Source organism: Spiroplasma sabaudiense Ar-1343 (assembly GCF_000565215.1).
Classification (GTDB): Bacteria; Bacillota_I; Bacilli_A; order Mycoplasmatales; family Mycoplasmataceae; genus Spiroplasma_B; species Spiroplasma_B sabaudiense.
Genome location: NZ_CP006934.1, coordinates 599,759 through 626,138, shown reverse-complemented (window position 1 = coordinate 626,138; position 26,380 = coordinate 599,759). Strand labels below are relative to the sequence as shown.

Below are 26,380 nucleotides of genomic sequence, written 5' to 3'. Positions count from 1 at the left end.
AACTAAATAGAACAATTTACAACAATCATTAATTGTACAATTTAACTTGTATCAATTTGTTTGAGTTTAATAAAATAAAGGATAGTCAGAATCAAATATAGTCACGTTTTTTTTAAATGAGAGTTTGATCCTGGCTCAGGATGAACGCTGGCGGCATGCCTAATACATGCAAGTCGAACGGGGTGCTTGCACCCAGTGGCGAACGGGTGAGTAACACGTGTCTAATCTACCTTTTAGAGGGGGATAACAGTTGGAAACGACTGCTAATACCGCATAATACACCACTATGGCATCAGAAGGTGTTGAAAGGTCCGTTTGGACCGCTAAAAGATGAGGATGCGGCGTATTAGTTAGTAGGTGAGGTAATGGCTCACCTAGACGATGATACGTAGCCGAACTGAGAGGTTGATCGGCCACATTGGGACTGAGATACGGCCCAGACTCCTACGGGAGGCAGCAGTAGGGAATTTTTCACAATGGACGAAAGTCTGATGAAGCAATGCCGCGTGAGTGATGAAGGTTTTCGGATCGTAAAGCTCTGTTGTAGGGGAAGAATAGCTAGGAGAGGAAATGCTCTTAGTCTGACGGTACCCTACCAGAAAGCCACGGCTAACTATGTGCCAGCAGCCGCGGTAATACATAGGTGGCAAGCGTTATCCGGATTTATTGGGCGTATAGGGTGCGTAGGCGGCTTTGTAAGTTTGAGGTTAAAGCCCGGAGCTCAACTCCGGTTCGCCTTGAAAACTGCTTTGCTAGAATACAGGAGAGGTAGATGGAATTCCAAGTGTAGCGGTGAAATGCGTAGATATTTGGAGGAACACCAGTGGCGTAGGCGATCTACTGGCCTGTTATTGACGCTGAGGCACGAAAGCGTGGGGAGCAAATAGGATTAGATACCCTAGTAGTCCACGCCGTAAACGTTGAGTACTAAGTGTCGGCATTATGTCGGTGCTGCAGCTAACGCATTAAGTACTCCGCCTGAGTAGTATGCTCGCAAGAGTGAAACTCAAAGGAATTGACGGGGACCCGCACAAGTGGTGGAGCATGTGGTTTAATTCGAAGCAACGCGAAGAACCTTACCAGGGCTTGACATCCAGTGCAAAACTACAGAGATGTAGTGGAGGTTAACATTGAGACAGGTGGTGCATGGTTGTCGTCAGTTCGTGCCGTGAGGTGTTGGGTTAAGTCCCGCAACGAACGCAACCCCTATTATTAGTTACTAACATTCAGTTGAGGACTCTAATGAGACTGCTAGTGTAAGCTAGAGGAAGGTGGGGATGACGTCAAATCATCATGCCCCTTATGTCCTGGGCTACACACGTGCTACAATGGTCGGTACAAAGAGTCGCAATCTCGCGAGGGGGAGCTAATCTCAAAAAGCCGATCTCAGTTCGGATTGAAGTCTGCAACTCGACTTCATGAAGCCGGAATCACTAGTAATCGCGGATCAGCAACGCCGCGGTGAATACGTTCTCGGGTCTTGTACACACCGCCCGTCACACCATGAGAGTTGGTAATACCAGAAGCAGGTGTCCTAACCGTAAGGAGGGAGCCTACCAAGGTAGGATTAGCGATTAGGGTGAAGTCGTAACAAGGTATCCGTACGGGAACGTGCGGATGGATCACCTCCTTTCTATGGAGAGATTTTAAGTAATGAAGCTGAAAGTGACTAAGTGTATTAACAGCTTCGACTATCTTTTATGTTCTATTTAGTTTTCAGAGATTATTTGAATAATTTGGCAACAAATTATTGATAATCTTTGAAAAAAGAATTGTTCTTTGAAAACTGAATATTAGATGAAAAAATACAATTTTCTTATTTGTTTTATATAAATAAAAAATTAGACATCAATTGTTATTAAAAAAACTAAAATTGAAATCATAAATTTGCAATAGGTTTTTCTCTAAAAAGTATAGTAAGGGCATATGGTGAATGCCTTGGAAAATGGAGCCGAAGAAGGACGTGACTACCTGCGAAAAGCATCGGGGAGCTGGAAGTGAGCTTTGATCCGGTGATATCCGAATGGGGAAACCCAATACGATTCATCTCGTATTATCCATGACTGAATTCATAGGTCATGAGAAGGGAACCTTGGGAACTGAAACATCTTAGTACCAAGAGGAAAAGAAATCGAATGAGATTCCGTCAGTAGCGGCGAGCGAAAGCGGAACAGGCCAAACCGGTCTACGGACCGGGGTTGTAGGACCTTAGTTAGAGTTACAAAATTAATGTATAGCAGAAGCTGTTGGGAAGCAGCACCGCAGAGGGTGATAGTCCCGTATGCGAAATACATTAATCTCGAAGAGGTATCCTGAGTACGGCGGGGCACGTGAAACCCTGTCGGAATCTACCCAGACCACTGGGTAAGCCTAAATACTACCATTTTACCGATAGTGAACCAGTACCGTGAGGGAAAGGTGAAAAGTACCCCGAGAGGGGAGTGAAATAGTTCCTGAAACCATATGCTTACAAGAAGTCAGAGCCCGTTAATGGGTGATGGCGTGCTTTTTGTAGAAAGAGCCGGCGAGTTACGATATCGTGCAAGGTTAAGCGGAATCCGTGGAGCCGTAGTGAAAGCGAGCCTTAATAGGGCGTTTAGTACGATGTCGTAGACACGAAACCGGGTGATCTAGCCATGAGCAGGTTGAAGTTTGGGTAAAACCAAATGGAGGACCGAACCAACGTTCGTTGAAAAGACCGTGGATGACTTGTGGCTAGCGGTGAAATTCCAATCGAACCCGGAGATAGCTAGTTCTCCCCGATATAGCTTTAAGGCTAGCGTCGAGGTTTAGGACAATGGAGGTAGAGCACTGAATGTATGATGGCCCCACCTAGGGGTACTGAATGCAATTAAACTCCGAATGCCATTGTTTCATACTCGGCAGTCAGTACATGGGTGATAAGGTCCATGCACGTGAGGGAAACAGCCCAGATCATCAGTTAAGGTCCCAAAATGTATACTAAGTGTGTAAGGATGTGGAATTGCACAGACAGCTAGGATGTTGGCTCAGAAGCAGCCATCATTTAAAGAGTGCGTAACAGCTCACTAGTCGAGTGATTCTGCGCCGAAAATGTACCGGGGCTTAAGTATACTACCGAAACTATGGATTGGCGCGTAAGCGTCAGTGGTAGGGGAGCGTTCTAAGGGCGATGAAGTCAGACCGTGAGGACTGGTGGAGCGCTTAGAAGTGATTATGCCGGCATGAGTAACGTTTGGGGGTGAGAATCCCCCATGCCGTTTGACCAAGGTTTCCTGGGCAAGGTTCGTCCACCCAGGGTTAGTCAGGACCTAAGGCGAGGCCGAAAGGCGTAGTCGATGGACAACAGGTTGATATTCCTGTACTACTATGTAGAGTGATGGAGTGACGGAGAAGGATAGTGGAAGCCAGCTGTTGGATATGCTGGTCTAAGCACAAAGGGGTGTACGTAGGCAAATCCGCGTACTTTAACTCTGAAGTGTGATGGGGAGTGAACGCTTCGGCTAGTAGCGAAGTCCATGACTCCATGCTTCCAAGAAAAGCTTCTAGCGCTAATCTACATGGTACCTGTACCTAGAACGAACACACGTGGTCAAGGAGAGAATCCTAAGGCAAGCGAGAAAACTGTAGCTAAGGAACTCTGCAAAATCACCCCGTAAGTTCGCGAGAAGGGGTGCTCACTTTATGTGAGCCGCAGTGAAGAGGAAGGGGCAACTGTTTAGCAAAAACACAGCTCTCTGCAAAGTCGTAAGACGAAGTATAGGGGGTGACGCCTGCCCAGTGCCGGAAGGTTAAGAGGAGTGGTTAGTTTCGACGAAGCCATGAATTGAAGCCCCGGTGAACGGCGGCCGTAACTATAACGGTCCTAAGGTAGCGAAATTCCTTGTCAGGTAAGTTCTGACCCGCACGAAAGGCGTAATGATCCCTTCGCTGTCTCGGCTACAGACTCGGTGAAATTTTAGTACCAGTGAAGATGCTGGTTACCCGCAACTAGACGGAAAGACCCCGTGGAGCTTTACTATAACTTGATATTGAATCTTGGTGTAACATGTAGAGGATAGGTGGGAGACTATGAAGCAATCACGCTAGTGGTTGTGGAGTCATCCTTGGAATACCACCCTTGTTACATTGAGGTTCTAACCTCGGTCCGTTATCCGGATCAGGGACAGTGTCTGGTGGGTAGTTTGACTGGGGCGGTCGCCTCCTAAAATGTAACGGAGGCGCTCAAAGGTATTCTCAGTATGGTTGGAAATCATACATAGAGCGCAAAGGTAGAAGAATGCTTAACTGCGAGACTTACAAGTCGAACAGATGCGAAAGCAGGACTTAGTGATCCGGCGGTCCCGTGTGGAAGGGCCGTCGCTCAACGGATAAAAGTTACCCCGGGGATAACAGGCTGATCTCCCCCAAGAGTTCACATCGACGGGGAGGTTTGGCACCTCGATGTCGGCTCATCGCATCCTGGAGCTGAAGTCGGTTCCAAGGGTTGGGCTGTTCGCCCATTAAAGCGGTACGCGAGCTGGGTTCAGAACGTCGTGAGACAGTTTGGTCCCTATCTGTTGTGGGCGTAGGAAAATTGAGAAGAGCTGACCCTAGTACGAGAGGACCGGGTTGGACGCATCCCTGGTGCACCTGTTGTTCTGCCAAGAGCATAGCAGGGTAGCTATATGCGGAACGGATAATCGCTGAAGGCATCTAAGCGAGAAGCCTCCTTCAAGATGAGTTTTCCCATTGTTTAGCAAGTAAGATCCCATGTAGACCACATGGTTGATAGGCTGGGTGTGTACGCACGGTGACGTGTTTAGCTTACCAGTACTAATAGATCGAGAGTCTTTTTAGAATCAAGAAAAATCTAAAAAGTTGCAAATTTATGTTAAATCTAATGTTCAGTTTTGAAAGAATAATCACCTTCAATTTCGATTAAAGGATATTATTGTTTCAAAAAAACCGATCTGGTGCTCATAGCGTAGAGGTCACACCTGTTCCCATGCCGAACACAGAAGTTAAGCTCTACTGCGGCGACGATAGTACGAAAGTGCAAAATAGCACAGTGCCAGTTCAAAACAAAAATCTTTTACTTATTGTAAAAGATTTTTTTATTAGTACTTCTAATAAAATTATTGTAAAATTAGACAGATGTGATAAATTTATGGAATTCAAAAAAATAGAAATTAAAAAATTGTGAACTAATTATGCCACTAAAATTGGTATCTCCGGACCAATTTATAAAAAATTTTTACCGTGTCCTTGGTGTAAGCAGTTAATGGACTATCACCAAATTAATGCCACAATAGAAAACGATGGTTGACAAGTTGGCTTTATTGCTTTGCCAGAAAATGGCGGTCGCTTCCATTATACTAATTTTCAACCAATTCATTGCAAATGCAATGAACTCAAAAATAACCAAGAAGCTCACGACCAAACTCAAGTTGTTGACGACATGACTATTTTAGAAACCCTAATTTCTAAAAAATTTTTTTTAGATGATATTTTAGAAAACCAAATTGAAGAACCACTTTCAAATTTAACAACACAGGATTCACCTATCCTAGATGATTTTGATAGAGCAGTTGTTGAAGACTGAGAAAGTGAGTTTGCAAAAAATAATATTGAAGTTGTAACTAAAATTAAAGCCGATAAAATTAAAAAACTAAAACCAGTTAAATTAAAAAAAGTAACTTCAAAAAGTATTATCAAAAAGCAAAAAAAATCAGATAAATCAGTAAAAAGTAAAAAAAGATAGCAAAATTTTAAATTATAGTTTAAACTTTAAAGAGTTTAGTAATCGTTCAATAGTTATTCTAATGAATAATAAAAATAGAAGGTAGGAAATAACGTGAAAAAAACTAAAACAAACACTACGTCAAATGCTCCAAAAAATGGCATGTTTTTTAAGATGATTGCAAGTTATTACAAAAAAGAGTGGAAAATCACCTTAAAAATGGTATTTTTAATGATTTTGATTGTTAGTTGTCAAATAATGATTCCGATTTTAACAAACCAAATGAATATTTCGATTTTATATGAAAAAGGGGTTGTAACACAGAAGGACCCAATGTACTGAGGTGTTCCTTGACAAGATTTAATTTATATTGGAATTGGGGTTGTCTTCCTTAATTCGATCTCCTCATTTTTATTTAATTACACTGGTTATTTAATGGGTAAAAAAATTGAAATTGACTTAAGAAATAAATGTTTAGAACGCTTAGTTCGTCAAGACATTTCTTACTATTCTGATAAAAAAATTGGGGAAATTTTAACCAATGTTGTTTCAGATACTCAACTATTTGGAGATTGGGCTGTGAATATTCCGATGCTTGTGGGAATCTCATTCTTTCAAATTATTGCAGCTCTTTCAATGATGTTTATTTTCCAATGACAATTGGCATTGGTTGCTTGTTCAACATTTTTACTAATTTTGATTTCAATGATAGTATGTTTTACAATTACCACCAAACGCTACTATAAAGTTCGTGAAGTTTTAACGCAAATAAATGGTAATGTAACTGATAGAATTGTCACTGTTAGATTAATTAAATCTTCGGGAACTGAAAATTATGAAACTCAAAGATTTAAAGATGTTCATCAAGACTACTACAAACGCAGTCGTCCGGTCGGAAAAATGCAAGCATCATTGTTAACAATTTTGTTTGGAGGAGTTTCGCTTCTGCAATTTGCGACAATTATTTCAGCGATGCTTTTATTTGGAAATTCAGATGATCCTGTTGCAATTCAGAAGTTTTTTGGTCAAACATTTGCTTCATTTGCCTTGGCTCAAGGAATGATCATCGGACCATTGTTTAACGTAATGAATGCAGCTTTTGGGCTAGCAATGGCAACAGTTGCAGCACAACGAATTCAAAAAACCTTAACATCAGAATCAATTATTGAACCACACTACTTTGATGGAGTTCAAATCGATGGTATAAAAGGTGATATCGAGTTTAAAGATATTCGCTTTGCTTATCCTGAAAAGCCAACAAAAACTGTTTTACCAAAATTTAGCTTTACCTTCAAAGAGGGAAAAAGCTATGCTTTTGTTGGGGCGACAGGAAGCGGAAAATCAACAATTTCGCGATTATTATTGCGCTTTTATGATCCAACCGAGGGTAGTGTTATTATCAACGAAGGAATTAATTTAAAAGATGTAAATTTAGCAAGTTATTTAGCTCACGTTGGTTATGTCGAACAAGAACCCCAAATTTTATTTGGTGATGTTTTTGAAAATATCAAATACGGGTCGTTTGGAGCTAGCAATGAAGCTGTTATTGAGGCTTGCAAAAAAGCAGAATTACACGATTTAATTGAAACCTGACCAGATGGATATGACACAATTTTAGGAGAACGAGGTTTCTTGTTATCTGGGGGCCAAAAACAGCGTTTAGTAATTGCTCGAATGTTTTTAAAAGACCCAACGGTTTTAATACTTGATGAGGCCACTAGTGCTTTAGATAATATTGTTGAAAAAGAAATTCAAGAGAAATTAGAATCACTAATGAAAGGCCGTACAACCGTCTCAATTGCTCATCGACTAAGTACTATTAAAAATGCCGATCAAATCGTTGTTTTAGGGCCTGATGGAGCGGGAATTGTGCAAACTGGAACCTTTAATGAACTAAAAAACCAACCAGGTCACTTTAAAAACCTTTATGAAGCTGGTTTAATGGAATAATTATAAAAATTTTGAAATTAAAAAGAGTTTTTTAATAAAAAATTGCTATAAAATCTCCTGTGTAAATTATTTTTGTAATTAATTGACAAAATCAAGTATTTTATACTATAATTATTATGGTATAAATTACCGCATAAGGAGAACAATATGAAAAAATTATTAGGACTATTAGCCGCATTCGGACTAACAGCTTCAGCGTCAACTGCAGTAATTGCATGTGATAACGGAGATAAACCAGAAGCAAACAAAAAGGTTTCAGTTAACTTAACAGTTACTTTAGAAGAAGGTAAAACAGAAGCTGAAGCTAAAACAAAAATTGAAGCATTATCAATTAAAGCTTCAGGGCTAGAAACTGAAAAAGAAGCTAAATCTGAAGCAGCAGCAATCGCAGCTGTTGAAGGATTAGAAGAAGTTAAATCAGCTACTAAAAAAGTTGCAGCAAAAGATGATGCAGTTGTATTTGACATTACAGTTGAAGTTGAATTTACTGTTGAAAAACCAGAAGTTAAACTAGTTGACATCAAAGATGTTACAGTTGTAGTTGAAATTGGTGATGACAAAGATGCAGTTGAAGGTAAAATTTTAGCTGAAATTATTAAATTAGAAGGTGCAGAAAAAGCTACAAAAGCTGATTTCACATTTACATTGAAAGGTGAAGCAGTTGAAGCTAGCGAAAAAATCGTTGTTACAGCAGCGGAAGCATCAACATTAATTACAGGTTCATTCGAAATTACTGCTCCAGCAGAATAATTAAATAATTAAATAATTAAATAATTATAAAATTTAAAATTAATATTTATAAATTAAAATAAATAAAATCGAAACGGTTGCTAGTTTCGATTTTTTTATTCTATTTTTTTTCATATTATGGGTTTATTTATTGAAATAATATAAAATTCATACTATAATGGTTATGGTATATAAATACCTATAAGGAGAACAATATGAAAAAATTATTAGGATTATTAGCCGCTTTTGGATTAACTGCATCAGCATCAACTGCTGTAATTGCATGTAATACAGATAAAGAAGACGCTAATTTAGTAAAAGTTGATTTAACAGTTACTTTAGAAGATGAAGCAGTTGAAGCAACTGTTAAAGCTGCAATTGAAAAACTAGTGGTTGAAGCTACTGGTTTAGAAGCTGAAAAAAAAGCTTTAGCAACTGCAGCAGCAATTGCTAAAGTTGGTGAAGTTGAAGGTGTTGCTTCAGTTGTTGAAAAAACAGCTACAAAAGCAGTTTCATTTGATATTACTGTAAGTGTTAAATTTACAGCAAAAGAAGCTGAAAAAGTTTCAATCAATGACATTGTTATTGAAGTAAAAGCTGGTGAAGCACAAGCTGATGTAACTACTAAAATTGCTGATAAAGTTAAAGAAATTGCAGCTGATGCTGTAATTACAACAGATTACACAATTACTGGTTTAAACGCAACAACTGTTGAAGCTGATGTAATCACAGTTAAAGCAACTGAAGGTTCAAAATTAATTACAGGTGAATTTACAATTACTGTAATTGCTGCTGAATAATATAATTATAAAAAATTATATCGTCATAAAAAACTCAAAACTAATAGTTTTGAGTTTTTTTAATGATCAATTTGAAATTATGTAAAAAATATTCACAATTTCACAACTTAAATAGTTATTATGTTAAAATAAAAAAATGGAGGGCTTTTTCAATGATTAAATTTCTTTTTAAAAGTCAAATAAACTTTTATTGGTGTCTTTTAATATAAAAATACGAAAGGATGCAATAATGAATAAACTACAATGAAATTTTAATAATCAGTTGGTGACTGGAAATGAATAACCCAAGCAAACGTCTATCAACAACAATGGCAATCGCAATGCTTGGAACATTGTTATCACTTACTTTGGTGATTGACTTCTTGCTTCATTTTCTCTATGAATTTGAAGTAGCTTTTTTTATGGTAATACTAGTAACAATCTTTTTTAAAACATCTCTGTCAGCTATTTTTGCTAACGCAATTGGTTTTTTAAAAATTTTAATGATTCCCGGAGTTAGTGTCTTTGCTTATTGAATTGCAATAATAGTAATTTGGGCAATCACCTTGGCGCTTCGACCCGCATTAGTCAAACATTGATGGCTAATTTTAATTATTGTGCCAGTTTTGTCATGTTTTTTAGAAATTAGCAATATGCTATTTGAATTAGCGATCACTCAAAGTTGAGAAAAGGCTCGAGTACTTTATCTTTCGCGAGTATTGAGAAACGACATTTTGTTTACAGCTTATTTAATTTTGCCGGTTTTAGTGGTCCCGCTAATTTGAGAATTATTTGCCAAATATAAATATACAAAGCCATTCTTGTTAAATAAGCAATTTTTAAGTAGCCGTCAAGATAAAATTGCTTTTAACCGTTATAATAAAAATAATATGGATTCAATTAGCCCAGCATCAATTCGCACATGAAAGCTAGCTTTTGGAATTGAAACTGGCTTAGTCGCGGTTGTTTTTAGTTTCCTACCGTTTCACATTATTAACTTAGTGGGAATTAAAGGGTTGAGTTTAATTTTACTAATTCCGTTAGCAATGTTTTTGTGCACCCCGTTATGAAGAAAATTAAAAGCGATTATTGGCAATCACAGTACCATTAAAATAACTAGCATCGGATTATTTTGTATGACATCAGCGACAATGGCTTGAGGTTTGAGCAATCATAATGCTAGCAATTTTGTCCCAGTCTTAGGTTTATTTTTATTTGCAATGGGAGTTTTTATTGCTGGAATTGTTCCATTTACAATGGAGATATTGCGAAGCCACGGATTAAAAAATCAAAAGAAATATCGTTTTGAATTAATTCAAATTTGTTTTGGTTTAATGTTGATTCCGCTGCCATTTTTAATAAGTGTTTTTGTCAAAGATACAAAATTATCACTAATGCTACTAGTTGGACTATTTTCCACTATTACTTTATTGTTGGCTTGTCTAATTAATTTTAACCGTAAGGCTCAAATCGAAGAGGTCACTTTTAAAACTCAGCCAGATGATTTTCAAAATTTAAAAGCTCATAAAAAATATTTCTTATTTATTTTTTCTAATTCCTTTTTTTATGCAATCGGAGAAGCCTTTACATATTGTGCTGTTGCTTTTATTTATATATTTGGAAAAAATCAAGGTTGACCAATTAATGAGTACACTTTAATTGGACTTCTTGTTGGTGGTTTTATGATTCGTAAATTAGCAGGATTGTTAGTTTTAAATTTAAAAATAAGTGAGAAAACCAATGTCTTAAAAACTAATATTTGCGCCTATGTTTTAATTGTCACTGGGCTAGTATTTTTAACAATTGGAGCAGTTTTATTAAACAACCATTCCAATTTATGAATCGCATATATTGTCGGGTTTTTATTAAATGAAGTTTTACTTGGGGTTAGTTTAGCTATTATGTCAAAAACCAAAAAAATTACACTAACCCAAATTAATGGTCGTCATAATAATTTAGCAATGATTTTTGATCATGTCTTAGGTCGTGGTCTTTATTCGTTAGTGATTGGTTTTATAATTACAATGATTTTTGCATTTGTTTATATTTCTTCACTAATGATTGTAATAGTTTTATCAACAATTGTCAGTCTCGCTATTTTAACGGCCTGCTTGAGTATTTTAGCCCAACCAAAAAAACCAAATGAGGTTAAAAAAGTCATTCATTAAATTTTAAAATTAAAGTTTATAATTTATTTTGATATAATTTATTTGGTATTGATTACCAAAAAATTATTTTTTGTTGCCATTAGAGAAAAATATAAATTGAGAAATTTTGGCAATAATAATAATTTTTTTAATATTTTTTTAAAATTGCAATTTTAATAACCGTTTTGGTTAATTTAAAGTTGTGATTTTTATTTTTTTTAAAGTTTTTCTCCATTATTTTTATTTTTGAAATATAATTCTTTAAGGACGAGTAGATTAACATTATTTAGACCCTTAGTCCTTAAGAAAGAGGTTTAAAAATGAAAAGACTATTAGGTATTTTAGCGTCTCTAGGCTTAGCTTCATCTGCAACAGCTCCAGTAGTTTCTTGCTTTGATACTAGCAAAGATGGCATTGTTAATTTATCAAATTTAAAAGAATCAAAAATTGAATTCTTACCTAACAATTCATCACATGATATTGAGTATATTAAAAAAAATATTAATTTAATTGCGGCCCTTAATAACATAAACCCAACCGAAGTCACTGTTTCAAACTTTGAATATAATATGAAAGACAAAATCATTATAATTGATGTTGTTGCCAACAAAGGTGCTAAAACGGTTTCAGGAGAGGCTAAGAAAATAAAATTAAAGGAGATACCTTATGTTCAAAGAGACATAAAAACTTTCATTACTAAAACAAACTTAAAAGAAATAAAAATAGCAGGGGAATTGCCAACCAATGATGAAATTATAACCGCAATCAAAGAGCAAAATCACCACTCTTTGGTTAACGCTTTTTTTGAAAACAATCAAGAATACAAAATCTCAGATATTAAGAAAGGAAGCGCTAAAATTCAAGCTGCCAATGATTCAAAAATTGCAATAAAAAATTCAGAACTTAATTTAACATATTCATTGAAAGGCAATGTTGATGTTAAAAAAGATTTATCAGAAGTAATTAAAGTTACTGATTTAGGTGATATTTCAATTGCCAATGATTCTCCAACCGAATCAGAAATAATTAATGCTTTAGTTTTGAAAAATCCAGACTTGCAAAAATTTAAGACAGAAGTTGAGATAACAAACAAAAACTCAATAGATTTAAAATCAGCAGAAGTTGTCGCTAAAAAAGATTCTAAGAATTTTAAAGAAAATTCAAAAATTACTATTAAATACAACGCAATACCTAAAATTGCAACTTTAAAAGAGACTATTAAAAAAACTAATCTTGATGAAATTTTCACCAAGAATTCGGTTCCAACAGTAGAGGAATTGTTATCAAAACTTAAAGAAGTTAATCCAGAAATTGTTAACTTTATTAGCGACATAATTATTGACCCCAATATTGAAATCGCAACTACCGAAGCTACATTAATGGTTAAACCCGATAGCAAGATTCTTGATTTAACAAAGGACAATCAAGTAAAAATTAGTTATACAATTAAAAACACAAAAGCTCAAGTTACCTTAAAAAGTTTAATTGAGGAAACAGATCTTGGAGAAATTATTACAGTTAATCCAATTCCAACAAGTAACGAAATAATTAAAGCGCTAAAAGAAAATAATCCTAAAGTGATTGACTTTCTAAATGATATTGAAATATCACAAGAGGATAAAATCACTTCAAATGTAGCAGTGCTTTTGGTTAAAAAAGATTCAAAAAAACTTGATCACGAAAAAGAAAATCGCATTGATTTAGAGTTTTATACAATTGCAAATTTTAAACCAGCTGTCCCAGGCGAAGAAAATGAGTTAACAGATTTATCGCAACCAAAACCAGTTAACACCACTAGTGTTATAAAACCTGAAAATCAAGTATCACAAGCTATTGGTAAATAATAACAAATTAAAATAATTATAAAAAATCTTTATTTAGTTTACCTACCTCCAGGCTAGCTATTGAAAAATTTATAATAGTTAAAATAATTAATAAATCTTTAAGTATTTTTTTGGTAACTTCCAAATGGTACATTTTAAGGGTTTATTTTTTTATTTATATTACATTTTTTAATAAGCAATTTAGTTTAAAAATTTAACTTAAAATTTTTTTAAATTTTAAGTTAAAATAAATTTAGCAATGGGGTAATTAAATGATCAGTAAAAAAAACAGTTCTCAAAAATTACAATATCACCGAGAAGAATTTATTAATTTTTGTGCAATTAATAATGAAACCGAAATTCAAAATGGTTTGCAAATTAAGGCATGAGGTAATGATGAGGGCGATCGAGAAGAATTGAAAAAACAATTTGGAGATAATAAAATTATCCCCAAAAAATTTAATCATTTTAAAAAATTATTTTTTACATTGTTCAGTCCCTTCAATGTCCTGCTATGATCAATAGCGATTATTCAATTAATTATCTATTTAACTAACAAGCAAGAGATAATTGATTTAGTATCTGTTATTATAATTTTATTTATGATTTTTTTAGCATCAATTGTTGACTACATTCAAGACTACAAAGCCTTTAAAATGAATACTGACCTCAACCAAATGATTGAAAACAATGTCTATATTTTAAATAAAAAAGTCAGCAATTTTCACAATGTTAAAATTCCTGAATTAATTAATGGCTTAAATTTAATAAAGCAAAGCGAATTAACTCAAGGGGATGTAATCTATTTATCTGCAGGTGATCAGGTTCCAGCGGATGGGAGAATCCTTTGGGACAAAAATCTATTCGTGGATCAATCAAGTTTTACAGGTGAGGCGGAATTAATAAGCAAGCGATGTGGACCAACAATTGCAAATGAAAATATTTTCAATTTAGAAAATATAATTTATCAAAATTCAAAAGTTTCTAGTGGCCAATGTTTTGCCGTAATTTTAAATGTTGGAGAAAACACTTATAGTAACGCAATGTTAAAATTTAATGAAAATAGCGAAGGCCCAACAGAATATGAGATTGGTTTAAAAAAAGTTACCAAAATAATATTGTTATCACTTTTATTTGCTTTCCCATTAGTATTTTTATTAAGCTTTTGGAAGAGCGGCTTACTAATTTCATCACTTATTTTTGCGATCAGTCTAGTTGTTTCAATCACCCCAGAGTCGTTACCAGCAATCATGACTTTAAATTTACACGAAGGTGCTAAAAGATTACGGCAAGCCAAAATTGTGGCAAAAAATAACGCAACAACCCAATCGCTTGGGGCAGTTGATTTACTTTGCACTGATAAGACCGGAACTTTAACAAATTCAAATATCACAATTACAGATTACAAAAACTTTCAACAAGAAAATAGTTTGCAAGTATTTTGATATGCCTATTTGAATGCCTATAATCAATCAAATATTGCAAACAATATTGATATCGCGATTTTGGATCAATACCCCAATAAGGATAATCAAATTGATGAATTTAATTTGCTATTAGAAAAACCATTTACTCACGATAGACGTTTAGTTTCAGTGCTCTTAAATAAAAAAACAAATCAAAAATTTTTACAAATAACAAAAGGTAGCTTTGAAGAAATTCTAAGAGTTTGTAAATTTGTATTTGAAAATAATAAAATCAGAGAGCTTACACCAAGTGACCATCAAACTATTAGTGAAAATTTTGAAAAGATATTTGCACAAGGTTTTAGATGCATCGGGGTAGCATTTAAAGAATTTTTAGATATAAATGATTTTAACGAAGCTGATTGTGTTTATATGGGAGCTATTATTTTCAAAGATGAAGTTAAACCAGAAGTAAAAAGCGTTATTGAATTATTATATAAAAACAATGTTGATTTAAAAATTCTAACAGGAGATTCGCAGCCAGCCTCACAATTGGTTGCAAACCAGGTTGGGATTTTGAATCCAAAAGCAATTCAAGGTGAAGAGTTAGCCGCTTTGAAAAAAGCTGATTTTGCTATTGCAGTTCAAGAACAAAACATTTTTTGTAAACTAACACCATTTCAAAAAGCTGCTGTAGTTGAAGAACTACAAAATCAAGGTCACTGTGTTGCCTTTATTGGAGATGGTGTCAATGACTCTCCCGCTTTAAGACAAAGTGATGTTGGAATTAGCGTTAACAATGCTGCAGCTGTTGCCAAGGCAAGTTCTGATGCAATAATGCTAGAAAAAGATCTTTTGGTTTTGGAAAAAGCTTTATTGCAGGGTCGCCATATATTTTCAAATGCAATTAAATATATTAAGATTTCTGTTGCCAATAATTTTTCATTAATGTTAACATTAATAATTGCATTAATTTGGTTGGACTTCCAACCAATGGCCCCAATCCATTTATTATTTCAAAACTTATTATACGATTTCACAAACTTAATTTTTGTGTGGGATTCAGTCGACTCTGAGGTTTTAATAAAACCGCGCAAATGGTCGACAAAGTCAATTTTGCCATTTGGTCTTTATAATGGTTTAGTGGCAACAATAATTTCAATAATTAATTTTGCAATAATTGGATATGGCTTTAATTTAATAGCGCAAATAAATGGGGGCAGTGAATTGGCTTTAAAACAATTTCAAGCAGCATTTTTCTTGGAAAGTTTTTTAACACATATGTTATTGTCATTGGTTTATCGAACTCAACATTTAGCTTTTTTCAAAAGTAATCCTCCTTGAAAAATATTGGCAATTATAGGATTTTTTACAATCATCACTTTTTCAATTATTTTTCTACCTAACTTAAACGGTTATCTTGGTTTTGCTTATCCACCATTATTGTGGTTAGCTCTAATTCCAGGACTGCTAATATTTGCTTGATTGCTTGGGGAGTTGAGCAAGTTTAGTTATCAAATGATTTTTAAAACATGACTATAAAAAAAATAAATTTTGGAAGCGATTTTATAAACCGTTGTTCCACAAATCTATTTTTAAAAAATCATAAATTTTTTCTTCGCTAATTATTCTGCGATCTTGATAAACCTGCAAATGCAATAGGTAAAGAAAATAAAATTCTTTGAAAGATTTGTTAAGGTTATTTATTAATTTTTGATAATCAAGACGTTTTAAGTTATTAACCATTCTTTCACAAAACTGATTTATTAACGCCAAAGTTTTTAATAAATTTTTTGAAGAATATTTTAGTGCTTCGTAATTATCGCTTTTTAAAGTTTTCATTAATGTCATTTGCAAGTAGAACGGAGCGAAATTTTTATCAGTTTTATCAAAAATTTCTTTCAAGGAACTGTCTAAAAAATTTGTTTTGTAAAATTCTTCAATTTTTATTGCTGTAAAGTGATATAGTAAATAAATTGAATATGAATTGTAAATAACAAATTTTTTAAGGTGGTTTTTTCTAAAATAAATTTTGAGTTCAACAAAAAGATTTTTATATCCATTGTAGATGACATTAAAAGAATCCAATATTTTTAAAGCCTTTTTTTGATGATATTTTTTTAATTGCTTTTTAAAACCCTTTAAATATTTTTCAAAAGCTTTTTTGTATTTGGTTACAACTGTAAAATCAAGTTTTAATTGCGATAAATTTTTGAGATTCATTTGCTCTTGATTTATTTTTCTTAAAAATTCTTGAAGAAGAGCGTTCATTTTCAGGTCAATTCAAAAATATCACTTAATTTCGTTAGTAATTGGTTCATTAACGGCTGCTAAAATTGTCTGATTTCTAATTTTTTTAAAATATTGTTCTCTTTTTTTGGGAGAAAGCGCCAAAATTTCACGACTTGAAAGCAAGTCAGAATTATGTTTCAAATCCCCACTAGCAGTCAATTCACTGAAACCCAATGGGGCAAATAAATTTATTTCTTCATTTTCATCACTTGCAATTGCAAAAAGCCCATTAATTTTAAAAAAAGCTCGCAAATCTTTTAAAATTTTGGCATTGTCATTATCGCTCATATAATCACCAACTATAGACTAATCTTACCAAACTTTATATAAATTTTTAATTTAAAAAAATAATGTTAAAATTATAATTAGTTCAAAAAAGGAGACCAATGAAAAATAAAAAAACCAATATTATTATTATTTCTGGGGGTAGTGCTAGTGGTAAAACAACTGTGGCTAAAAGAATTGCCAATGATATTTTAAAAGATGAATCTGTCATCAATTTATCAATGGATAGTTACTACAAAGACTTTAAAAATCTTTCTCAAGAAGAAGCAATCAAGATAAACTTTGACCACCCAGATTCGATCGATGTAAATTTATTGGTTGAAGATTTAAATAAATTGAAAAGCGGTCAAGCAATTGAAGCACCAGTATATGATTTTACAACAAGTTCAAGACTAAAAATTACAAAGCATATTGAACCAGCCGATGTTATAATTTTAGACGGAATTTTAGCACTTCATATAGAAAAAATTAGGGAAATGGGAGATATTAAAATCTTTATAAGAACCCATGATGATATTAGATTAATTAGAAGACTAACTCGAGATATGAAAGATTATGGCCGAAAGTTTGAAAATATCATTGAAAAATACTTAGAGACGGTTAGGCCAATGCATGAATACTTTGTTGAACCAAGTATAAAATATGCAGATATCATAATCCCATATTATGAGGGTAATGAAGTTGCAGTTGATTTGATTGCCACTAAAATTTTCAGTTTATTAAAGAAATAGGAGAAGCCACATGTTTTTAAACGAACTTTGTTTATTGGAAAATGAGGAAGCAATTTTTGGAGTAACTTTGATGGGTTCAAATTCTCAAAATTTTTGGGTTTTAAACTTGGGAAAAATTCCTAAAAATAGCCCAGACTTTCGCAACTATTTTTTAGAAGATAATTTTGATTTGAACAATGAAAATCAAAATTGATATTGAAATAAAATGATTACTAAAATCATTCAAAGTTGTCAAGAAATTGAGGTAATCGATTCTCTAGAAAATTTAACCAATAAGTGGGATTTATTAAAAATTTCACGTGAGAGCGCAGGAATTTTTCGGTTTGCACGATATTTAAGTAATTATCAAATAAGTGATTTGCTTGAAGTTGTTCACAATTTAATACCAAAAAACCATGAAATTGCTACGGTAATTGGTGATAATAATATTGTTTATAAGGATTTAATCCTAGATAATTAAAAAAAGCAAAAAAATAAAATAAAAAATTTGCTATTTTTGCAAAATGTCTTTATACTAAAAAAAGTTTAAGAGGTAGATGAAAAATGTCAGAAAAAAAAGATTTAAGTTACAACGAAGATAGTATTCAGGTTCTTGAAGGCCTTGATGCGGTTCGAAAACGTCCTGGAATGTATATTGGTTCAACAGATTCACGTGGTTTACACCATTTGGTTTGAGAAATTGTTGATAACTCAATTGATGAAGCGCTTGCAGGTTTTGCAACTGAAATTCAAGTTGTTTTAGAAAAAAATGGCTCAGTTACAGTGGCAGATAATGGTCGTGGAGTGCCAACAGGACAGTACCGAGACACAAATCAATCAACTCCAGAAATAATTTTTTCAGTTCTTCATGCAGGAGGAAAATTTGGAGGTAGTGGTTATAAAACTTCTGGGGGACTTCATGGAGTTGGATCATCGGTTGTAAATGCTTTAAGTAAAAAATTTAAAGTTCAAATTAATCGAGACAATCAAGTGTTTTTAATTAAATTTGAAAAAGGAGGAAAGTTATCTCAGCCCCTAACGGTTATAGGACAAACTAAAACCACTGGAACTAAAGTTAACTTCTTGCCAGATGAAGAAATTTTTTCAACAACCAAATTTAGTTTCTCAACAATTTCAGAAAGATTAAAAGAGTCTGCACTTTTAAATTCTGGTTTAAAAATTAAGTTGCGCGATGAACGCAGCGATAAAGAAGTGGAATATTTCTTTGAGGATGGTTTAATAGAGTTTGTTAAGGAACTAACAGAAGGTCAAAAACCAATTACCAATCCAATTTTAATTCGTGGTGCTGCTGAAGAAATTGAAATTGAAATTTGTTTAAGATATACAGAAGACTATAATGAAACAATTTTGGGTTTTGCAAATAATGTAAAAACAACCGATGGGGGAACTCACGTTTCAGGATTTAGAACGGGACTTATTAAGGCTTTGAACGAATATGGTCGGGCTTCTAATTTAATAAAAGAAAAAGATCGCAAGCTGGACTCAACAGATATTAAAGAGGGTTTGAGTGCAATTGTCACTGTTAAAATTCCTGAAAACTTAATTCAATACGAAGGCCAAACTAAGGGAAAATTAGGTACAAGCGAAGCTAAAACAGCAACAGAATCAATAACCAATCAACACTTTAGTTTTTGACTTCAAGAAAACAAAACTATTGCGGTAATGATTATTGAAAAAGCATTACTCGCTCGAAGAGCTAGAGAAGAAGCTCGTAAAGCTCGCCAAGCAATTCGAGATTCAAAGAATAAATCAAAAACTAGAGGAATGTTAGGAAAACTAACCCCAGCCCAAGGAAAAGATAAAAATAGAAATGAATTATTTTTAGTCGAAGGGGATTCGGCGGGAGGTAGTGCTAAATCAGGACGTGATCGCACCTTCCAAGCTATTTTGCCGCTTCGAGGTAAAGTAATTAATGCTGAAAAAACTAAACTAATCGACTTATTAAAAAACGAGGAAATTAATACAATCATTACTGCAATTGGAGCTGGAATTGGTTCTGATTTTGATATCGATGATGTAAACTATGGGAAAGTCGTTATCATGACGGATGCTGATACTGATGGTGCCCATATTCAAGTGCTGTTATTAACTTTCTTTTTTAGATACATGAAGGAATTAATTCAAAATCATAAAGTCTATTTAGCACTACCACCATTGTATAAATTAACTTCCACAAGTAAACGTAGTGACTTCTATTATGTTTGAGATGAACAAGAGTTAGCCAAAATTTTAAAAACATCGAAAACTAAATATGAAATTCAACGTTATAAAGGTCTTGGTGAAATGAACGCTGAGCAATTATGGGAAACAACAATGGATCCCCAAAAACGTAAACTAATTTTATTAACAATTGAAGATGCACTAGCAGCAGAGAAAGCCTTTAGAACTTTAATGGGTGATGATGCTGAAAAACGAAAAGATTGAATTGAAGAAAATGTTAAGTTTACTTTAGAAGATGAGCAAATCGAACTTTTAAAGTAGAGGAATAATTGGCTGGGAGTGATAAATTTATGAATCAAAATTCAAACGCTGAAAGCATTGAAAAAAAATACAATTTATTAAAAAAACGTTTCGAAGAATATGATCAAATAAATTTAAAAATTTCACGCTACCCTATATTTAATTTCTACTACCACATTTCATTTCGAGACGATAATTTAGTTTATGTTGAAATTTGTGAAGGTGCTGTTGGAAAACCTAAAAAGGAATTAAATGATAGTAATCTAGAAGATGCTCTAATTATTGATTTAAATAAAAACGACGAAGTTATTTGAGCCATTTACACGGTTAAGTCACTAATTAAGCGAAGTCAAGATAATTTGTTAAAAGCCAAGGAATTATCAAAACCAAGCGCTGGATTAATGTATTATGATGACAGCAGCGACAAGTACTTTGTTAATTCGAAATTGGAGTCAGCTTTGCAACTAAATAAAGACTTACAAAATGAAATTTATTTAACCAAGGTTGATATTTTAGCAATCATTTATTTCTTAAAAAACTTTGTCCGCTCTAAAAAATTTTTAGATGAAGTTGGAAATTTAACTAATAAAGAAATTTATAAAAAAATGCAAAAGATCACTAAAAGATTTGACAAGAATTTTAAATTGTTAAATCGCGTTGAGGGAATGCCTCGTTGAGAAGTTCGAGTATCACTTATAGATAACAAAGAAGTGAAACTTGAATGTAAGGAAAAAGTCATTTCAGCAGATAACAATAGTGATCAAGTTCAAGTTAGCAATATGCTAACAGCAGATATAAATAATAATGAAGAAATGATTAATTTATACAATGTTTTAAGAAATCATGAAGAGTGTAATTTAGTAATTTTAGATTTTGCTCAAAGAATGATGGTTCGAAGTGAATTCCCGTTTTATTACCAAAACGATAAAACAAAAGAATGATGATTAACCAAATTGGGTCAAAAAGTATTAGATGATTTTAACTTACTGGACTTTTTAAATTTTGATAAAGTTAACGACTTATTAGCAATAGATATTAATTAAAAGGAGATATAAAAATGGCAAAAGATGAACTAAATTTACTTGAAGAAAAAGGAATAATTGACTTCCCATTAGAAAACCTGGTGGGAGATCGATTTGGTCGTTATGCAAAATATATAATTCAAGAGCGTGCATTACCTGATGTTCGTGATGGTTTAAAACCAGTTCAAAGACGAATTTTATATGCGATGAATGAACTTGGAATAACAAGTGATAAGCAACATAAAAAATCAGCACGTATTGTTGGTGAGGTAATTGGTAAGTACCACCCTCACGGTGACACCTCAGTTTATGATGCTCTAGTACGTATGTCACAAAGTTGAAAGCTTGGAAGTCCATTAATTGATATGCAAGGAAATAATGGTTCAATTGATGGGGATAGTGCCGCTGCCATGCGTTATACTGAAACCCGACTAGCTAAACTATCAGGACTGCTATTAAAAGATTTAGAAAAAAATACAGTTTTATTTGCTCCTAACTTTGATGATTCTGAAAAAGAGCCAACTGTTTTACCAGCATACTTCCCTAATATATTAGCCAATGGTGCTAGTGGAATTGCGGCTGGTTATGCCACTAATATGCCACCGCATAACTTGGGGGAAATTATTGATGCAACAATAGCAATGATAAATGAACCAAGCATTACTTTGCAAAAAATTTCTCAAATTGTTAAAGGTCCAGATTTTCCGACCGGAGGAATTGCTCGTGGTATTGAGGGGATTGAAAGTGCCTTTGATACAGGTAAAGGTCGAGTTTTTATTCAGTCAAAAACTCATGAAGAAAATGGTCACTTAGTTATTACTGAAATTCCTTACGAAGTTATTAAGCAAGATTTAGTTAGAAAAATCGGAGAAGTAGTTGACGCCAATCCTGGAATTGGTGTCCGAGAGGTTCGTGATGAAACCGACAGAACTGGTTTAAGAATTGTTATTGAACTGGCTCCTGAAACTGATTTCGAGTTAACAAGAAAATTTTTATTTAAAAACACTCCTTTACAAATTTCTTACAATTACAATAATGTTGTAATTGTCAATAAACAACCAATGCAACTTGGAATTTTAAAAATTTTACAAGCTTATATAGACCACCATCGTGAAACTTATACTAAGAGAACTGACTTTGAATTAGCAAAAGCATTAAAACGTCTAGAAATAATTGAAGGATTAATTAAAGCCATCTCAATTTTAGATGAGGTAATTGCGATAATTAGAAACTCAGCAAATCGTAGTGAAGCTATTAATAATTTAGTAACAAGATTTGAATTTAGTGAAGTTCAAGGGGGAGCAATTGTTGACTTGCGACTTTACCGATTAACTTCAACAGATATTGTCAAACTCCAAGAAGAGCATTCGGGTCTATCAGCACAAATTAAACATTACAACTTGATTTTAAATGATAGTAATGCAATGAATAACGAAATTATTAAAAACCTAAATGAAATTAAAAACGAATTTGCAATACCGCGAAGAACACAAATTCTTGATACTATTGAAAGTTTGGATGTTGAAATTAAACAAACACTTGTTGAAAAAGAATATAACATTTGAATTTCACGAGATGGTTATTTAAAAGCCCTTGAACCAAATCAAATTGGAAAATTTGGTTTTGAAGAGTTTAAACGTCGACCAAACGACTTGTGAATTGCAAATGTACCAGCAACAACCTTACAGCATTTAATTTTAGTTTCTTCAGCGGGAGTATATTATTCAATTCCTGTCTTCAAAATTAATTCTAGCAAGTGAAAAGAAACCGGAATGCACATTAACCAAATCGCAACAATGAACGGAAATGAAAAAATTATTGCTGCTTTTGTGGTTAACTCGTTTGAAAATGCAAAACAAGAAATTTTGGTTGCTTCACAAAATGCAATGATAAAACGAACTCCAGTTGAAAGCATGGTTACCAAAATGTTTTCTAAGGCCTTCAAAATTATGAAACTTTCAGATGGTGATCGACTAGTTTCAGCGTCACTTGTAACTTCAAAAACCAAATTCGTAACAATGGTAACTCAGAATGGTTTTTCAGTGCGCTATGATATTGAAGAAATTCCTTCAGCTAGTGTCACTGCCAAAGGGGTAAAATCATGTTCTGCCAAAGATGAAAAAATTATTGCTGGTAAAGCATTCGATAATGAAGATATTGTTATTATTACAAATAAAGGGAATATTAAAAAAATTAAACCCGAAATGATTCCGTTAATGAACCGTCCAAAAAAAGGTGTTCGCCTTTATCCATGAAATAAAAAGCGTGATGAATTTGTGCTAGATTTATTTTCTGCACAAGCCAACGAAACTTTGTGTTTGCTTGATGAAGAAGATAATTTAAAACAATTAAACGTTAATACTCTAAAATATTCTGATTTAGAAGAAATTAACAACGATTTAGATATGGGTGAAATTGAAGCAGCAATCATTGAAAAAAACTACATTATTCAAAATAATGATATTCCCAAATCCCCACGAAGCTCAGATAATGATAGCGAAAACGAAGAAGAGGGTAACGATTTAAAAAAGTAGTGGCTACCAATCTGGTATTAAATCAAAGTTCAAAAAATCGTGAAAAACAACCTTTAAGTGCGAAAAATAGCCCTAGGGTGGTAAAGAGTCCAAAGAGCGCTAAAAATAGTCATTTAAGCCCTAAAACAGAGCCTAAAACGCTAGTAATTGATATTAATGACTTCAATAATTTAAAACTTAACGACTTTATTAAAACTGTTGAATCAGATGATGAATAAAACACAAATTTATATAATTAAAAGAACCGACTTAAAATTTAAATTTAAGTGCGGTTTTTTTTGTTTTTCACTATAATTAAGAAAAGAGGTTACAATGAGTACTAAAAAATATCGCGGGTTTTTATCAAAATTTTTATTTATTAATGAAAGTGGCTGAGGAATTGGTCTGTTCATTGATGAGGATAATAAAAATCATCAAATGCGAATTAAAGGACCGATTGGTCAAATGCAAACAAAAATCATTTATGAAATTCAAGGAAATTTAGAAGACCATCCAAAATACGGCCAAGCTCTTGAGGTTAGTTCTTTTAAAATCGCTGACTCAACAACAATTAAACAAGCAATTGGGTTCTTGTCATCTGATTTATTCCCAACAATTGGTAAAAAAACCGCAGAGCAAATTGTTGATTTTTTAGGGGTTGATGCCATAAAAAAAATTCGTCAAGACCCTGAAATCATTAAAACTGTCCCAGATATTTCACACAGTGCAATTGAAATAATTACAAGTGTGGTTAATCGAGTGGATCAGGAGCAAGAACTAGTTGAGATTTTCACAATGAACGGTTTGCGACTGCCATTTTTAAATCAAATGCTAAAGTGACATGATGATAAAAATGAGCTCCTAGAAATTTTCAAAACAGATTTTTATAGTTACTCGCGAAAAAATAGCTTTCAACCATTTTTGGAAGTTGATCGGGTTTCCCTTTATTTTGGGGTTGAGAAATACGGGGTCGTTCGAATTTCAGCTTGAATTTATGAAATTATTAAAGAGATTTTATTTACAACTGGACATACTTTTACTACTTCTGAGGTTTTGATTGCTGAAACAAGAAAGCGCTTGCAAGTTTCTCGAGAGACTGTTATTGAAGCTTTGGTGTTTTGTAAAAATCAAAAAACTTTAGTTTTTGATAATCACAAAATTTACTCAGATGAAAGTTGAAGTGATGAGGAAGAAATTATTACTACAATCAAAACAATTACATCGCGAGCTAATTTAAAACCAACACTTGAAAATTTTAGTGAAGATGATTTAATACAAGAAATCGAACAAGAAATCGAAACTAGTTTTAAAATTCCAAATTTTCAATATGATGATTTTCAAAGAGCAGCATTGAAATCATTTTTAAGTTCTAATATTTTAATTTTAACTGGGGGACCAGGAACTGGTAAAACTATGGTAATTAATGGGATGGTGCGGTTATACCAAAAAATTTATGGATCTCAAAATTTTGCTCTTGGGGCACCGACGGGTCGAGCAGCAAGTCGTATCACAGAAACAACTAATTTTAAGGCAACAACAATTCATAAACTATTGAAAGCTAGTGGAGATGATGTTTTTGAAATTAATGCCAGCAATCCTTTAGATTTAGATTTAATAATTTTAGATGAAGCCAGTATGCTAAGTAATCATTTATTTGCAGATTTTTTACGAGGGACAAGCCCTGTTAAAAAACTAGTTTTAGTTGGTGACGTGGAACAACTTCCCAGTGTTAGTTATGGGAATTTATTTGAGGATTTAATTACTGCTAATAAATTTCCAACAATTAAATTAACAAAAATTTTTCGTCAAAAAGAACGCAACGGAATTATTGAATTAGCAACTGCCATTTCTCAAGGACAACCCCAAAATCTTGAATTTGAAAATTTGAAAAACATTCATTTTTTATTTGAAGAAAATAATCAAATCAATTCAGAAAATTTAATTAAAACTTATCAAGCTCTTGTGGCAAAACAACCTGTTGGTAATTTAAACTACTTGCAAGTGATTTGTCCATATTATAAAGGGGAGTTGGGGATTAATAATTTAAACACGATAATTCAAAAAAAATTTAATGGAAATTTACTAAAAGGTGATAAAATTTTTAAAAAGGGAGAAATGAAATTTGCAATAAACGATAAAGTGATGTATTTAAAAAATGACTCAACTCTTGAACTTTCAAATGGTGATATGGGAATAATCAACCTCTTAAAATTTGAAAATAAAAAATTCACTAGTGCCCTTGTAGAATTTAATAATCGTGATATTGTCTTGAAAAACAGCAATTTCTCAGAATTGACTTTGAGTTATGCAATTAGTGTTCACAAAAGCCAGGGAAGTGAATATAACAATGTGATTTTAATCTTAGACCCTAGTTCTAATAATTATTTTTTAACAAAAAAAATTATTTATACAGCAATTACAAGAGCTAAAGAGAATCTCTACATTATAGGTAGCCAAGAGTCATTTTGAAAAGGTTTGGAGAAAATAACCGCTTCGAGAAAAACAACTCTTGTAGAAAAAATCCAAAAGAATTTTTAGATTA

Annotated in this window: 15 protein-coding genes and 3 rRNA genes; 17 read left to right on the top strand and 1 reads right to left on the bottom strand. The window is 33.2% G+C overall.

The window, feature by feature from the left end:
* Positions 1-112: 112 nt before the first annotated feature.
* From SSABA_RS02830 to SSABA_RS02785, 10 genes are all read left to right on the top strand, one after another.
* Positions 113-1,633, top strand: a 16S ribosomal RNA gene (locus SSABA_RS02830).
* A gap of 272 nt (positions 1,634-1,905) precedes the next feature.
* Positions 1,906-4,819 (top strand): 23S ribosomal RNA (locus tag SSABA_RS02825).
* Between the two features lie 111 nt (positions 4,820-4,930).
* Positions 4,931-5,038: ribosomal RNA gene (gene rrf / locus SSABA_RS02820) — 5S ribosomal RNA — on the top strand.
* The 16S, 23S and 5S rRNA genes sit together here, the layout of an rRNA operon.
* A 90-nt stretch (positions 5,039-5,128) precedes the next feature.
* The gene (locus tag SSABA_RS05130) at positions 5,129-5,722 is read left to right on the top strand and encodes a hypothetical protein (protein WP_148293482.1); all 594 of its coding nucleotides are present in this window, start codon (positions 5,129-5,131) and stop codon (positions 5,720-5,722) included.
* Positions 5,723-5,815: 93 nt separating this feature from the next.
* Positions 5,816-7,651, top strand: coding sequence for an ABC transporter ATP-binding protein (locus tag SSABA_RS02810; RefSeq protein ID WP_025251087.1), 1,836 nt, complete (start codon positions 5,816-5,818; stop codon positions 7,649-7,651).
* 147 nt (positions 7,652-7,798) lie between these two features.
* Positions 7,799-8,401: a lipoprotein gene (locus SSABA_RS02805; protein WP_025251086.1), complete on the top strand. Its 603-nt coding sequence runs from the start codon at positions 7,799-7,801 to the stop codon at positions 8,399-8,401.
* A gap of 194 nt (positions 8,402-8,595) precedes the next feature.
* Positions 8,596-9,180 carry a lipoprotein gene (locus SSABA_RS02800; RefSeq protein WP_025251085.1) on the top strand — a complete coding sequence of 195 codons (585 nt, stop codon included), beginning with the start codon at positions 8,596-8,598 and terminating at the stop codon, positions 9,178-9,180.
* Between the two features lie 275 nt (positions 9,181-9,455).
* Positions 9,456-11,327 carry a hypothetical protein gene (locus tag SSABA_RS02795; RefSeq protein ID WP_025251084.1) on the top strand — a complete coding sequence of 624 codons (1,872 nt, stop codon included), beginning with the start codon at positions 9,456-9,458 and terminating at the stop codon, positions 11,325-11,327.
* A gap of 299 nt (positions 11,328-11,626) precedes the next feature.
* Positions 11,627-13,150, top strand: a complete 1,524-nt coding sequence (locus tag SSABA_RS02790; protein WP_025251083.1) for a lipoprotein — start codon at positions 11,627-11,629, stop codon at positions 13,148-13,150.
* A 251-nt stretch (positions 13,151-13,401) separates the two neighbouring features.
* Positions 13,402-16,077, top strand: a complete 2,676-nt coding sequence (locus tag SSABA_RS02785; RefSeq protein WP_025251082.1) for an HAD-IC family P-type ATPase — start codon at positions 13,402-13,404, stop codon at positions 16,075-16,077.
* A 24-nt stretch (positions 16,078-16,101) separates the two neighbouring features.
* Here the strand turns inward: SSABA_RS02785 and SSABA_RS02780 are convergent, their stop codons facing one another.
* Complete coding sequence (locus tag SSABA_RS02780; RefSeq protein WP_025251081.1) at positions 16,102-17,115, bottom strand: hypothetical protein; 1,014 nt, start codon at positions 17,113-17,115, stop codon at positions 16,102-16,104.
* Positions 17,116-17,213: 98 nt separating this feature from the next.
* Between SSABA_RS02780 and udk the strand changes: the two genes are divergently transcribed.
* The 7 genes from udk to recD2 all read left to right on the top strand — a co-directional run bounded on the left by udk (position 17,214) and on the right by recD2 (position 26,376).
* On the top strand, positions 17,214-17,843 hold the full coding sequence (gene udk, locus SSABA_RS02775) for a uridine kinase (protein WP_025251080.1): 630 nt from the start codon (positions 17,214-17,216) through the stop codon (positions 17,841-17,843).
* Positions 17,844-17,853: 10 nt separating this feature from the next.
* Positions 17,854-18,303 carry a hypothetical protein gene (locus SSABA_RS02770; RefSeq protein WP_025251079.1) on the top strand — a complete coding sequence of 150 codons (450 nt, stop codon included), beginning with the start codon at positions 17,854-17,856 and terminating at the stop codon, positions 18,301-18,303.
* Positions 18,304-18,386: 83 nt separating this feature from the next.
* Complete coding sequence (gene parE, locus SSABA_RS02765) at positions 18,387-20,324, top strand: DNA topoisomerase IV subunit B (protein ID WP_025251078.1); 1,938 nt, start codon at positions 18,387-18,389, stop codon at positions 20,322-20,324.
* A 29-nt stretch (positions 20,325-20,353) separates the two neighbouring features.
* Entirely contained in the window at positions 20,354-21,346 is a 993-nt protein-coding gene (locus tag SSABA_RS02760; RefSeq protein ID WP_148293481.1) for a hypothetical protein, read from the top strand.
* 14 nt (positions 21,347-21,360) lie between these two features.
* Positions 21,361-23,859: a DNA topoisomerase IV subunit A gene (gene parC, locus SSABA_RS02755; protein ID WP_051464695.1), complete on the top strand. Its 2,499-nt coding sequence runs from the start codon at positions 21,361-21,363 to the stop codon at positions 23,857-23,859.
* Positions 23,859-24,077, top strand: a complete 219-nt coding sequence (locus SSABA_RS05235) for a hypothetical protein (protein ID WP_038673652.1) — start codon at positions 23,859-23,861, stop codon at positions 24,075-24,077. The genes parC and SSABA_RS05235 overlap by 1 nt, the downstream gene beginning before the upstream one ends.
* A gap of 94 nt (positions 24,078-24,171) precedes the next feature.
* Positions 24,172-26,376 carry an SF1B family DNA helicase RecD2 gene (gene recD2 / locus SSABA_RS02745; protein ID WP_051464692.1) on the top strand — a complete coding sequence of 735 codons (2,205 nt, stop codon included), beginning with the start codon at positions 24,172-24,174 and terminating at the stop codon, positions 26,374-26,376.
* Positions 26,377-26,380 lie beyond the last annotated feature (4 nt).